15 protein-coding genes are annotated in these 11,926 nt (G+C 43.6%); all 15 read right to left on the bottom strand.

Annotated elements, in window-relative coordinates:
- Positions 1-5: 5 nt before the first annotated feature.
- Positions 6-1,094, bottom strand: coding sequence for a prephenate dehydrogenase (locus AC4EG4_RS01400; RefSeq protein WP_490986733.1), 1,089 nt, complete (start codon positions 1,092-1,094; stop codon positions 6-8).
- Positions 1,091-1,474, bottom strand: a complete 384-nt coding sequence (aroH, locus tag AC4EG4_RS01405; protein ID WP_490978937.1) for a chorismate mutase — start codon at positions 1,472-1,474, stop codon at positions 1,091-1,093. The genes AC4EG4_RS01400 and aroH overlap by 4 nt, the downstream gene beginning before the upstream one ends.
- Complete coding sequence (aroB, locus tag AC4EG4_RS01410) at positions 1,474-2,547, bottom strand: 3-dehydroquinate synthase (RefSeq protein WP_490986734.1); 1,074 nt, start codon at positions 2,545-2,547, stop codon at positions 1,474-1,476. Before aroB ends, aroH begins: the two co-directional genes overlap by 1 nt.
- Before the next feature lie 2 nt (positions 2,548-2,549).
- Positions 2,550-3,722 carry a chorismate synthase gene (gene aroC, locus AC4EG4_RS01415; protein ID WP_490978062.1) on the bottom strand — a complete coding sequence of 391 codons (1,173 nt, stop codon included), beginning with the start codon at positions 3,720-3,722 and terminating at the stop codon, positions 2,550-2,552.
- A gap of 187 nt (positions 3,723-3,909) precedes the next feature.
- On the bottom strand, positions 3,910-4,356 hold the full coding sequence (gene ndk / locus AC4EG4_RS01420; protein WP_008431013.1) for a nucleoside-diphosphate kinase: 447 nt from the start codon (positions 4,354-4,356) through the stop codon (positions 3,910-3,912).
- 85 nt (positions 4,357-4,441) lie between these two features.
- Entirely contained in the window at positions 4,442-5,416 is a 975-nt protein-coding gene (hepT, locus tag AC4EG4_RS01425) for a heptaprenyl diphosphate synthase component II (RefSeq protein ID WP_490978061.1), read from the bottom strand.
- A 17-nt stretch (positions 5,417-5,433) separates the two neighbouring features.
- The gene (locus AC4EG4_RS01430; RefSeq protein ID WP_490978060.1) at positions 5,434-6,138 is read right to left on the bottom strand and encodes a demethylmenaquinone methyltransferase; all 705 of its coding nucleotides are present in this window, start codon (positions 6,136-6,138) and stop codon (positions 5,434-5,436) included.
- Positions 6,139-6,143: 5 nt separating this feature from the next.
- A complete protein-coding gene (locus AC4EG4_RS01435; RefSeq protein WP_490978059.1) occupies positions 6,144-6,920 on the bottom strand; it encodes a heptaprenyl diphosphate synthase component 1 in 777 nt (258 codons plus the stop codon).
- Between the two features lie 77 nt (positions 6,921-6,997).
- Positions 6,998-7,219 (bottom strand): trp RNA-binding attenuation protein MtrB, encoded by a 222-nt coding sequence (gene mtrB, locus AC4EG4_RS01440; protein ID WP_142826459.1) that lies wholly within the window; start codon positions 7,217-7,219, stop codon positions 6,998-7,000.
- 21 nt (positions 7,220-7,240) lie between these two features.
- Positions 7,241-7,825 (bottom strand): GTP cyclohydrolase I FolE, encoded by a 585-nt coding sequence (gene folE / locus AC4EG4_RS01445; protein ID WP_490986735.1) that lies wholly within the window; start codon positions 7,823-7,825, stop codon positions 7,241-7,243.
- Positions 7,826-8,102: 277 nt separating this feature from the next.
- On the bottom strand, positions 8,103-8,375 hold the full coding sequence (locus tag AC4EG4_RS01450; RefSeq protein ID WP_006829858.1) for an HU family DNA-binding protein: 273 nt from the start codon (positions 8,373-8,375) through the stop codon (positions 8,103-8,105).
- A gap of 172 nt (positions 8,376-8,547) precedes the next feature.
- Positions 8,548-9,258, bottom strand: coding sequence for a YphF family lipoprotein (locus tag AC4EG4_RS01455; protein WP_490978057.1), 711 nt, complete (start codon positions 9,256-9,258; stop codon positions 8,548-8,550).
- Between the two features lie 10 nt (positions 9,259-9,268).
- Positions 9,269-9,472 carry a DUF2768 domain-containing protein gene (locus AC4EG4_RS01460; RefSeq protein WP_490978056.1) on the bottom strand — a complete coding sequence of 68 codons (204 nt, stop codon included), beginning with the start codon at positions 9,470-9,472 and terminating at the stop codon, positions 9,269-9,271.
- Positions 9,473-9,559: 87 nt separating this feature from the next.
- Positions 9,560-10,579 carry an NAD(P)H-dependent glycerol-3-phosphate dehydrogenase gene (locus tag AC4EG4_RS01465; protein ID WP_490986736.1) on the bottom strand — a complete coding sequence of 340 codons (1,020 nt, stop codon included), beginning with the start codon at positions 10,577-10,579 and terminating at the stop codon, positions 9,560-9,562.
- Between the two features lie 21 nt (positions 10,580-10,600).
- Positions 10,601-11,911, bottom strand: coding sequence for a ribosome biogenesis GTPase Der (gene der / locus AC4EG4_RS01470; RefSeq protein ID WP_490978936.1), 1,311 nt, complete (start codon positions 11,909-11,911; stop codon positions 10,601-10,603).
- Between the last annotated feature and the right edge of the window lie 15 nt (positions 11,912-11,926).

Genomic DNA, 11,926 nt, shown 5'->3' on the forward strand with positions numbered 1-11,926 from the left:
TCCTTTCAGGAAATATACGAATCGTAAACTGTCCGTGCGGAGATGCATTTTTGGGCACGGTTGCGGTCTTCTGCTGTCTGGAAGCTGATGACAAGTATACCGAAAACATCCTCTCGCGTTTCCAATATGCGAATGTTGACGATGCTGATTTCTTCTTCTGCCAAATAGCCCGTCAGTTCTGAAATGCTGCCAGGAACATCTGGTATATCAATGTAAAGGTCAAAAACAGAAAACATTGCCCCACGTCCAGCGATTGGAAGTTCGTCCCGCACCGTTTTGGCATGTGCAAAAAACTGCTCAATTGGCTCTGGTTCATTTTTCACAAGCATATCTTTCAGCTGCTCCATCTGCTCCATCCAGTTGCCAAGTTGCTGGACAATCATGGCATTGTTTTGCGTTGTGATATCCCGCCACATTTCCGGATTGGCTGAAGCAATGCGCGTTGTATCGCGAAATCCGCCGGCTGCCAATTGCCGGGCAAACGGAAATTTATCTTCTTGGTCCAGTTGGTGAACAAGTGAGGCCGCAATCAAATGAGGAAAATGGCTAACAACAGCAGTCATGTGATCGTGTTCTTCTGCCTGTAGGACTTCCACTTTTGCTTTTGTAACCACCAATAATTCCTTCAAAAACTGAAGACGTTTTTTATCCGTATTATCACCGGGCGTTAAAATATAAAAAGCATTTTCAAATAAGACTTCTTTCGCTGCCTCGATGCCGCTTTTATGTGAACCGGCCATTGGATGTCCCCCGATAAACAAATGGTTGAGTCCTTTTGCCGCTTCCATAATCTGCAATTTCGTGCTGCCCGTATCTGTCAGGATGACATCGTCTTTGAGACTCCAGTATTTGCTTTGTTCCATCAGCTTAATTGTAGCACCAACTGGCGTAGCAAAGACGATGATATTTGCTTCGGATGCGGCTTGTTCAAGTGATGGCGGAGAACTATGTATAATGCCCATTTTAAACGCTTTTCTGGCAGTTGATGGATCGGCATCATACCCTGCCACATGAACATCCGGATTGCGTTGAAGAGCTTTTGCTAATGAACCGCCAATCAAGCCCAATCCAATGATTAAAATATGGGTCGTCACTTCGAACTCACCTGGCTTTTAGCGGCCAAATCGGGACGCAATTTTATGGCTTCATTCAAATAAATGTGATGAATTTCTTTCTGGCCAAGTTCTGTATTGACGTGCATCATGACACGGATGCACAACGGCATGCCGCCAGGGACGTCCATTTCATGCGTACACATAACCGGGACATAGGTCCATTCCTCAATAGTTCGAACCGCTTTTGCAGGAAATGCTGACGAAATGTCTGTCGTCGTTGAGATGATGACAGAAGCAACTTGGTCCGGCTCAATGTTATTTTCCTTGGCCATTTCTAAAACTAGCCGGGCTGTTTCTTTTAGTACTTCTTCTGGCTGATCGGCAGAAACTGTAATGGCACCTCTGACTCCACGTATCATCAAATCACCTCTCCTATCTGTAAGACGAGTTTTTCATAAGCTGCTTGTGCACGCTGCTCTTCTATTTTTTCAACAAACGGCATGCCTGTCTTTTCAAGCAGCACAAAGTTCAACACACCTCTGGAAGATTTTTTGTCTTTTTTCATATAGGGCAACAAATCTTCAAATTGGATTTCCCGCAGCAAATGGAGGGGGTAACCGTTGACACCTGACCACTCTATAAATTTGTTCAGTTTAGCATGATCCGATAACAGCAAGGCGTATGCCATACCTAAAACAACAGCTTCTCCATGCGTAAGTTTGCCATAGCCAAGATGGCCTTCCAGCGCATGTGCCAATGTATGTCCAAAGTTTAAGTACTTTCGGACACCGCCTTCAAACTCATCTTCTTCAACGATCGCTGCTTTTACAGCAATGCCTTTTTCCAAATGCCGGTTCAAATCCTCTTCTGTCATGTCATTGAAATCACGAATGGCTAGCAATTCCTCCAACCATTCTTGGTTGGAAATAAACGCATGTTTGATCACTTCAGCCATACCAGAACGAACTTCTCCCGGCGGCAAAGTGGCAAGCAGCTTGCTGTCATATAAAACTGCTTCTGGTTGGTAAAAAGTACCGATCATATTTTTGCCCAACTCGTGGTTGATGGCTGTTTTGCCCCCAACTGCACTGTCGTGGGCTAAAATCGTAGTTGGCAACTGAATAAATGGAATCCCCCGCATAAAAGTTGAAGCAACAAACCCTGCGACGTCTCCAGTAGCCCCACCCCCAAAAGCCAATAGTAGAGAATCTCTAGAGCAGTTTTCGGATAGCAAAAAGCTGTGGCAAGCCATATAGGTCTCCACAGATTTTGCGCTTTCTCCGGCAGGAACCGTCCATACACGGACGTCCCATTCTGTTAAAAATTCCAATAAGTATGGCAAGTGAAGTTGTGCTACTTGCTCATCTGCAATAACGACAATGCGGTCTGCTTTCTCCAGCAAAGGGCGGTACTCATCAGCAAACAAAGCAAACGCACCCACACCGATATGAACTGAATAAGGACGATCAGCTTCGACTCGCAATTGTTTCATGCTTAAAACTCCTTCGTGTAGTTCTTGTAGTTCTTCAAGTTTTCTGCTAAGCGCGGCATTTGGTCTGCTTCAAATTGGTCAAGCAAAGCATTCGCCACTTCCCACGCCACTACATGCTCAGCCACAATCGACGCAGCTGGAACCGCACAGCTGTCAGAACGCTCGATGCTTGCCTGGAACGCCTCTTTCGTTTCGATATCAATACTTTGTAGCGGCTTGTACAAAGTAGGAATCGGCTTCATAACACCTCTGACGATAATCGGCATCCCAGTCGTCATACCACCTTCAAATCCACCCAAGTTATTGCTTTTGCGTGTATAGCCATTTTCTTCGTCCCACAGAATTTCATCATGAACCTCACTGCCGGGTTTTCTGGCCATTTCAAATCCTAAACCAAATTCCACACCTTTAAAGGCATTGATGCTCATAATCGCCGCTGCCAGTTTGGCGTCCAGTTTCCGGTCGTAATGGACATAGCTGCCAATTCCTGCTGGCATGCCTTCTACAATCACTTCCACTGTCCCACCGATAGAATCACCATTTTTCTTAGTTTGGTCGATTAAATCCGTCATCTGCTTGGTAACGGAAGGATCTGCGCAATAAACCGCATCGTTTTCTACAATTTCACGGATCTCGTCTGCGGTTTTCCCAAGGTAGCTCTCTGGGTTTACTTTAATTCCGCCAATTTCGGTCACATGTGAAACAATTTTAATGCCGAGTTCTGCAAGCAATTGCTTGGCCACTGCGCCAACGGCCACACGCACTGTTGTTTCGCGCGCTGAAGACCGCTCTAAGACGTTTCTCAGATCCCGGTGACCATATTTCATGCCACCGTTTAAGTCGGCATGTCCAGGTCGTGGACGCGAAATTTGGCGTTTCACCTCTTCTGTATCTTCGATCGGTTCAATTCCCATAATAGAAGTCCAGTGTTTCCAATCGTCATTTGTGACGACCAAAGCGACAGGAGAACCTAATGTCTTGCCATGCCGAACGCCAGAAACGATCTCTACCGTATCTTTTTCAATCTGCATCCGTCTTCCACGGCCATGTCCGCCTTGGCGTCTTTTTAGTTCTTTATTAACCAGGTCTGCCGTCAAAGGCAGCTGTGCCGGCAACCCCTCTATGATGGCAGTTAATTGTGGACCGTGTGATTCTCCTGCTGTTAAATAACGCATTTACACTTTCTCCCTTCAACGTGCTAAAGTATTTATGTACCACTATACCATAAGGCATTTCTTCAATTCTATAAGAAAGTGACATAAAGTGAAACTTCAATCAATTGAAAATGAGCCTGTTTTTAAAGTTTTTGCTTCCAATAAAAAAACCGCCCCAAATTTGGGACGGCTTTTTCGATAACAGGGATTAGTTAACCCAGCTGTTCATTGTTTTTTCGTATGATACCAATTCTTCTTCTTTAAAGAAAAGGCCGATTTCACGTTCTGCACTTTCAGCAGAATCTGATCCGTGAATCATGTTTTTGCCGACAGTAACGGCGAAGTCGCCGCGGATCGTTCCTGGAGCTGCATCTTTAGGGTTTGTAGCGCCCATCATTTGACGTGCAGTCAAAATAACGTTTTCGCCTTCCCAAACCATTGCGAATACAGGACCTGAAGTGATGAATTCAACCAATTCACCGAAGAATGGGCGCTCTTTGTGCTCGCCGTAATGCTCTTCAGCCAATTCAGTAGGAATCTGCATCAATTTAGCACCTGCTAAATGATATCCTTTTTTTTCAAAACGTGCGACGATTTCTCCAATTACGTTGCGTTGAACGCCATCTGGCTTAACCATTAAAAATGTTTTTTCCAATGTAAACACTCCTCTATTAAAAGCTCGGGCTTTTTGCCCACACTAAAAAATACTATCATTGTCGAACCATTTGTCAACCGCCAACTTAAAAATTGCGCTTGCCAATAAAGAATGCAATTTTGCGCATTGTTTTCACGGCTTGTCCTTTCGGCAAGAAAGAAAGTTCTCGCAAAGCTTTTTCCAAGTAGCGCTCACTCATCGCTTTCGCTTCTTCAATAGCCGAACTGTTTCGTATGGTCCGAACAACGCGCAATCGCTCTTCATTGGACAAATCTCTATTCAAATTTGCTTGCAGCATAGCGTAGATTTCAGGATCTTTCCGTGCACATAGAATGGGTAAGGTAATATTTCCCTGAATAAAATCGCTGCCTGCAGGTTTCCCTAACTCTTCATCTGTAGAAGTGAAATCAAGGATGTCATCGATAATTTGAAAAGACATGCCGATGAAATAGCCAAAACGGCGCAAATGTGCAGCTGTCTTTTCATCCGTACCGGAAACAAGTGCACCTAGTTCACAGCTTGAAGAAATCAACAACGCTGTCTTCCGTTTGATGCGCCGGAAATAATCGCGCAAGTTTTGGTCGAGCTTGTATTTGTCTTTGATTTGAATAATTTCACCGCGACAAACTTCAATCAATGTTTTTGACAGGATCTCGTGAACCCGTGGAGATTCAATTTCAGTAATTTGCTCCAACGCACGCGCTAAAATAAAATCACCTGTGTACATTGCCACGCTGTTGTTCCATTGCGCTTTGACAGTTGGCTGGCCTCTTCGGATTTCCGAATCGTCAATTACATCATCGTGGACCAGTGAAGCCATATGAATCAGCTCAAGCGGCACAGCCACACGTTTCATGACATCGATATTGTAATCGCCAAACTTCCCTGCAAGCAAAACAAAAACAGGTCGGATTCGTTTCCCTCCGGCCTGCAATAAATGAAGAGACGCATCATTTAAAAGCAGAGATTCGGAATCCACTGCCTGTTCCAATTCCTTCTCGATCATTTCCAGTTCCGGTCTAAGGTCGGAATAGAGCAATTTCAACTTCATCTTTTCCACTTTAAATCCTTCTCCCGCTAGTTTACTTTTTTGATTCCTAGGTGGAGGGCTGCGGCGCCTCCTGTGTAGGGCTTGTATTTCACTTTTTCAAAACCGACTTCTGTGAACAGCTTCGCCAATTGTTTCATGCCGGGGAAAGATTTAGCCGATTCCTGCAGCCATGAATACTCTTTGTAGCTTTTAGCGAATAGTTTACCGAATACCGGCATAATGAATCGAAAATACAGTCTAAAAAATGGCTTGAAAACAATATTTTCAGGTTGTGACGTTTCGAGGCAAGCGATCATCCCACCTGGCTTAAGGACACGGTGCATCTCAGAAAGCGCTTGGCGGTAATCCGGTACGTTGCGTAATCCAAAACCGATTGTCGCAAAGTCGAAAGAATTATCGGGATAAGGCAAAGCCATGGCATTTCCTCGGATTAGCTCAATTTGCGGTATATCTTTGGTTTTTTCATGTCCAACGTTTAGCATGTTCTGGCTAAAATCAAGCCCGACAACCCGGCCTGTTTCCCCAACGGCTTCACCGAGTGCGATGGTCCAGTCGGCAGTTCCGCAACAAACGTCGATAGCCGCTGCCCCTTTTGGAACCTGCATTTTATACATCGTATCTTCACGCCATTTGTTGTGCTGCTGGAAACTAATGACCGAATTCATTTGGTCGTAGTTCTCAGAAATTTTTTCAAATACTTCGTGGACTTTTTGTTCTTTCGTTTTAGGCATATCAGTCATCCTTCTCGGGTCAGCTGCTCAGCTCTATGCTGGTGCGGGGTTATTTGATGAAGCAAGAATTGTGTCAATTCGTAATCAAGTGAACAGTCGGCTATAGCCGTTAAAATTTGCCCATGCAGGCTATCCAGTTTTTCCAGCAACCAATGTTCTGTGTAAATTTCGTGAACAAGATTGCCATTCAGTTCACGCAAAAAATGTGTATACTTTTTTGACTGCAGTAGCTTCAGCTCTTCAGCGTAACGTAAATAAAGCAATGTCTGTTTTGCAAGCTGCGTATATTCAGAAAAATTATAAAATCTATAAAATGTTAATAAAAGTTCAGTTTCAATGACCGTTATGGCTTCTTCGATCTCGTTCTCGGAGCGCATTGTTTTTTCAAAAAAAGAAGTTTTCTTTTCGCTCACTTGGATAATAGCAGATGCCAATTGCTGGACCATGGAAATGTTTTTAGAGTTGACTAACATCTGATAGTAAATTCCGCTGTAGAGGTCCCCTGCTAGCACCGTCAGCTGTTGCTCTTTGATGATGGGAACGTCTTCTCTGACTTGGTCATGGGCATGCAAAGCAGCATAGACAATGGACACCGTTTTTGCAGAAGATTCAATTTCAGCTGACCAATTTTTCCCGTCGAAAAAAGGCAATAGCAAAAAAAACAAACGAGACTCTTTGACGGACGGGCCTTCTGTAAATTGATCGAGAGTCCGCTGCTGTACAGCAGTCAATATCTCGACTTCCAAAGCATTAATTTTTGATTGTATTTGATGTCCCTTCATACTGCTTGCTCCATTCATGATTTAGCCATACTACTATAGTATATCACAGGCAAAGCCTTGCCTTCATCCAATATCGTTTATTTTTTAGCGTCGCTTTCAACGATACCGTGGGCAGAATGAATTTCCGCTTTCCCGCGAATTTTCATAGCTGAAGTGTGCTCCGTAAACTGAGCAATCATCACTTCGCCTTTGTCTAATTTTTCAGTATGGTGAAATTTTGTGTCGTTTCCTCGTGTTAATCCAATTACGTTCACGCCGTCTTCTTGTGCACGGATTACAATATATTCTGTCTGAGCCATTTTCCCACCTGCTTTTCCGTATTAGTTCATATTGATATATGTGATGACTTCCGAACGTTTGATATCGTCTGTTTCAAGAATTCCACGGGAAACAGCTGTCACTGTTTTGGAACCAGGTTTCTTGATTCCTCTCATTGTCATGCACATATGCTCCGCTTCAATCATTACGTAAACTCCATGCGGATTTAAGGTCTCCATAAGTGAATCTGCAATTGTTGAAGTAATCCGCTCCTGAAGCTGCGGACGTTTTGCGACCGTTTCAACAGCACGCGCCAACTTGCTTAATCCGGTTACGATCCCGTCACGCGGAATATAGGCGATATGCGCCTTGCCGAAAAATGGAACGAGGTGATGTTCACACATCGAGTAGAAAGGAATATCTTTGACGAGCACCAATTCTTCGTGTCCTTCATGAAAAACGGTTTTGAAATATTCTTTGGGATCTTCTTTCAACCCGGAAAATACTTCTGCATACATCTTAGCTACCCTTTTAGGCGTATCCTTCAGTCCTTCTCGGTTTACGTCTTCCCCAACCGCCTCTAAAATCATCGAGACAGCTTTTTCAATTTTATCAAGGTCTACTTTTTGCGTTTTTACATCTATCATTCTGTTTCCTCCTGTTGAAGACGAATCGGTTATTTTTTTGGCAGCAGGATGGCTGCCGGTAATTTTCATTTTACGTTTTATGTAATGCACGTAGATTTTCAGTCACACTGCTTCGCCAAATCGTCTTATGCCTGTCGGAGCAGAACGGCCGCCTCCGCTTTTCTCACATGAATCGTAGCATACGCACAGGTGTTTCGCAAAATTGTTGACTCAAAAAAAGAATGACTTTTGCAAGATTGTGTCTCGCAAAAGTCATCCTATGTACAGAGGCTAAAGCTTACTTCACTGCGTCTTTAAGCGCTTTACCTGGCTTAAATGCAGGAACTTTGCTTGCAGCGATCTCAATTTCAGCGCCAGTTTGTGGGTTACGTCCTTTGCGGGCCGCGCGTTCGCGTACTTCAAAGTTACCGAAACCGATCAACTGTACTTTTTCACCTTTAGTTAGAGCGTCTTGAATCGTCTCAAATGCAGCGTCAACTGCTTTGGCAGCGTCTTTACGAGAAAGTTCAGCTGCTTCAGCAACAGAGTTCACTAATTCTGTTTTGTTCATGCTATTCACCTCCTCTCAAAGGGGATGCAACCATCAATCCTGTAAAAAGAGTATCACAACGAAAATCGCATAGCAACAACAAACAGCCCGCTTTTTCAATAAAACCACCAAATACTAACAAAATTTTCTAAAAAGGGGACATTTCTATTAAAAACGCGCTATCTCAATGTTTTTACTCTGCTAAAAAGATCGGTTCGTTTTCTTCATTTATTGTGTACGGCAGTGAATATGCTGGGACGACAGGATGATCTTCATAAAGAATAAATCGAATATCCTGTCCAGCTTCTAACTCACCTTCATACTCCTGTAAAGCTGAATAAAGGTCCATAGCATAATCGATATAGACATCTCCACTGCCCGTAATCACCATTGGCAAATTCCGGCCACTATAGGGACTGACAACTGTTGGCTCTTCAGAAAATCCCATAGCTTCGTGGTTAAACTTGTAAACGTTATCTGCTAGGATTTCAGAAATTGGCGCCTGCCCTCCGTTTGCACTTTTGCGGACATTGACAGATCTGATGGCTTCTGCTGCTTGCAAATCGACCAGTTTTACAGTGGGGCTTTCCTCAACGTCCATTAAGACATATTGAAAAATACCGCCTGTCTCAAATGCATTGGTAGGCACTTCTGCGGTGTAAGTAGGAACAATTAGCGAAAAATCAATTGGATACTTGATGTATTGATCAACTTCCATATCCCTTGTCTTTATCGGCAATAACCCACCAGTTGCACCTCTGTACTGATTGACCGCATTTTGGACAGTAATCAATTGATCTTCGTAGGGAACTTGATTTTCGGCTCTCTCACTTTGTGGATATCCGCATGAAGCCAAAAATCCCACAACGAGGAGAAGCAATGCAGCTAATGTTGTTTTTTTCATTTTTCTCACCTCATGCGCCGCCGGTAGGGCCGCTGAATACTGTGAATACCATGATAAAGAATCCAAGAATCAGCAAAATATATGCAACTAACGCAAAAAGAAATTTAAGGATGCCATTGTTCAGTTTGTATCTGCTTAAGTAGATAAAGCCCATTGAAATCATCAAAAAAGCAATTCCAGCAAATGATACCCACATTTTATCTAAAGCACTCATAATTGCCCGCCTTTCATAGTGTTTCAGTCAATAGTATAGCATAAAAAAAGAAGAGGCAGCTTGTAGCACCCTCTTCTTTTGTGACAATTAAAGTAAGTTAATCAAATCTTCCATCTCATTCTTTTTCATGCGTCCCATCAGCTTTTCAACTGCTTCGTCGGTGGATACCTCATCGAATAGAACCGAATAAAGTGCAGCTGTTATTGGCATAGGAACATTGTATGCATGCGATAACTGATAAGCCGCTTTTGTAGTTCGGATGCCTTCGACAACCATGCCCATTTCTTCCAGTACTTCGTCCAGAGACTTTCCTTTGCCGAGCATGTTTCCTGCACGCCAATTGCGCGAATGAACGCTCGTACAAGTGACGATTAAATCGCCCACTCCGGTCAACCCAGAGAAAGTTAAAGGAGTCGCTCCCATCTTCACACCGAGCCGTGCAATTTCTGCCAGGCCGCGCGTCATGATAGCAGCTTTGGCATTATCTCCAAACCCTAAACCATCCGTTATCCCAACTGCCAACGCAATAATATTTTTCAAAGCGCCGCCAATTTCAACACCAATCACATCCGTGTTCGTGTAAACACGGAAATAGTGGTTCATGAACAAATCTTGGATCCGGTTAGCCGCTGCGGTATTCTCACAAGCTGCTGTAACAGTCGTAGGGTGCTCTTGCACCACTTCTTCCGCATGGCTTGGCCCTGACAACACAACAACGTCTTCAATCCATTGTTCTGGTATCTCTTCACGAATCATTTCACTGATTCGCTTTAAAGAGTCTGGTTCAATGCCTTTTGAAACATGGACAAACAAAATTTTTCGATTCAGAATTTTTTTGATGTCCTGACAAACTTCACGGATGGCTTTTGTTGGAACTGCCAATACAAAAATGTCTCCGTGATGAACTGCCTGAGCCAAATCGCTGGTTGCTTTCAGGCTTTCTGGCAGCCGGGTATCTTTCAAATAGCGCTTGTTTGTATGTTGATTGATTTCATCCGCCTGTTCCTGGCGATGTGTCCAAAGCAATAAATCGTGACCATTTTGAGCGAGGACATAGCTCAATGCTGTTCCCCAGCTCCCTGCTCCAAAAACAGATACTTTTTCCATAAGCTGAAACCACCTTTTACCTTAAGTACGAGCTCTTGTAATCAAACGAAGAGGAGTTCCTTCGAAATCGAAGCTTTCACGAATCCGATTTTGCAAGAAACGTTCGTAGCTAAAGTGCATCAAGTCCGGTTCATTGACAAAGACCACAAATGTCGGAGGCTTGATTGCCACCTGCGTTGCATAATAAAGGCGCAAACGGCGGCCTTTATCAGACGGCGCAGGATTCATAGCAACTGCATCTTCAATGACTTCGTTCAGGGTACTTGATTGGATGCGTCTTGAATGGTTGTCGTTCACTTTATTGACAATTTCTAAAATGCTGTGGACTCGTTTGCCGCTGATCGCGGAAACAAACATAATCGGTGCATAATCCAAAAATAAGAAATGCTCACGAATTTTTCGCGTCATAACATTCATTGTTTTTTCATCTTTTTCGATGGCGTCCCATTTATTGACGATAATGATGACTGCTTTTCCAGCTTCATGAGCATAGCCGGCGATTTTTTTGTCTTGTTCCTGGATGCCTTCTTCTGCATTCAAGACTACTAAAACAACATCCGAGCGTTCAATCGCACGCAATGCACGCAAAACACTGTACTTCTCAGTTGTTTCATAGACTTTCCCTTTTTTACGCATACCGGCCGTATCAATAATGACATAAGGCTGTTCGTTGTATTCATATTGAGTATCTATAGCGTCACGTGTTGTTCCGGCCACTTCACTAACAATAACTCTTTCTTCACCCAGAAATGAGTTGACCAAAGAAGATTTACCGACATTCGGGCGGCCAATCAATGAGAACTTGATCACATCATCTGGGTATTCTTCTTCGTCATCTTTCGGGAAGTTTTTGGCTACTTCATCCAATAGATCCCCTAATCCTAGACCATGTGATCCTGAAAGTGGGAAAGGTTCACCCATTCCAAGTGTATAAAAATCATAAATCATGTGGCGCATATCGGGATTATCGATTTTGTTGACGGCTAAAATAACCGGTTTTTTTGCGCGATACAAGATCTTCGCTACTTGTTCATCTTGCGCTGTGACACCATCACGTCCGTTCACAAGGAATATGATGACATCCGCTTCGTCCATAGCAATTTCTGCTTGCTGGCGAATTTGTTCGAGGAATGGCTCGTCTCGAAGATCGATGCCTCCTGTATCAATAATGTTAAATTCATGTGTCAGCCAATCTGCAGAACTGTAAATACGGTCACGAGTCACTCCTGGAATATCTTCCACTATAGAAACCCGTTCTCCTACCACGCGATTGAATATCGTGGACTTACCAACGTTCGGCCGGCCAACTATTGCTACTACCGGTTTTGACATAGTTAAATTCATCCT

Source organism: Planococcus sp. TJ-201 (genome assembly GCF_058268495.1).